We start from the raw sequence: 1,265 nt of genomic DNA, 5'->3' as shown, positions 1-1,265 counted from the left end.
GGTACGCCCTGCGATGATCTCTTCGGTAAGCCGCGCCAGCCGTCCGGCCTCAGTAATGTCCACTTCGCCACCGCCCCTTACTAGCTCCTCTACCTTCTGCATCACCGCCTTAGACCCACTGCCGTACTGGTTTGACGCGCGGCGCACGTACTGGCTGCAGATTGGACGTGAGAGTCATGCTATCGCTCAGAAGCGCCTGCCGCTCACATGTGTAAGCTTGCTGAAAACTCTCGTCTTGAGCCTCAACGAATGCGGAAAGGGCATCGCCGGTCATGGCATAGTCGCCCAAGAGCTCAGCTTGCCGGTCGAGTTGTTCCCGACCTTTTCTCAAGAAGCTCTCCACCTGCGCGATCGTTTGCCGCGCACTCATCATCGTCCCATCGAGATCTTTGCCATCCATACGTCCACGCGTGGAATCGCAAGCGTTGTGGCAACTGACAGCGGGCCCGCGCGCAAAGTTTTGATCGTTGGAGAGCAGCGACTGGTTGATGCTGCGATGGCGGCGGCAAATTCCATTCCAATAGATCGCCGCATTGCGGAATGACACCATTTGTTCCCTTACAAGCGCCCGATTGCGATCGACGTGATCAATGTCAGCCCAAAGCAGCAGAGCACCGCCTTGATCGGCACAGAGCGCCACCTGGACAGAAACACAGTAGAGCAGGTTCTCTCCGAGCAATTCACGGATCTCCAGTTCATTATCCGGCACTGTCTTTGCAATCCTGCTGGTTAATCGCAGTGATCGTGCGCCTGTCGCCTCCAAGACGATCCCGACACCGTCGACCGTGAGCTCAATGCGCTTCACAGCCACGGACGAGGCGCAAGGAGGATCTGAATTCTTCAACAAGCACTCCAAAGCCACTGACAGGACATCGTCTGCCAATGCTGGTGCCACCCTCGCTTTCCCTTCTTCCTCAAGCCGAGACCCTTGCCCACAACGGCTTGATGGCGTCGGGGCTCCAGTTCCCAGGCCCTTGGACCGCCATAGGCCCACGGATTATTGACCCATTACCCAAAATGAAACAGAACGACCAATATTATTTGGATATGTATACATCGGCAGTCATGATGGCATTGGAGCGACCAGCTGAGATGAGTACGACGAATATGCTCTCCCGTTCAGTGCGCATATTCAGAAAGTATGGACGCATATCGCTTTTGTATTTGCGCCTGGAACTCTATTGAACAACATTGGCAGTGAGAAACACGATGTCTTCCTGTGTGCGAGCCGGTCGGCAAAATCCTTTATTGACGTGGCTGCCTGC

1 protein-coding gene is annotated in these 1,265 nt (G+C 55.2%); it reads right to left on the bottom strand.

From position 1 onward, the window contains the following. Window positions 1-109: 109 nt before the first annotated feature. On the bottom strand, window positions 110-844 hold the full coding sequence (locus AC0L2C_RS34085; RefSeq protein WP_473525520.1) for a type III secretion system chaperone: 735 nt from the start codon (window positions 842-844) through the stop codon (window positions 110-112). Between the last annotated feature and the right edge of the window lie 421 nt (window positions 845-1,265).

This window comes from Mesorhizobium sp. WSM4845 (assembly GCF_055811455.1).
This window is presented reverse-complemented; position numbering and strand designations above follow the sequence as displayed.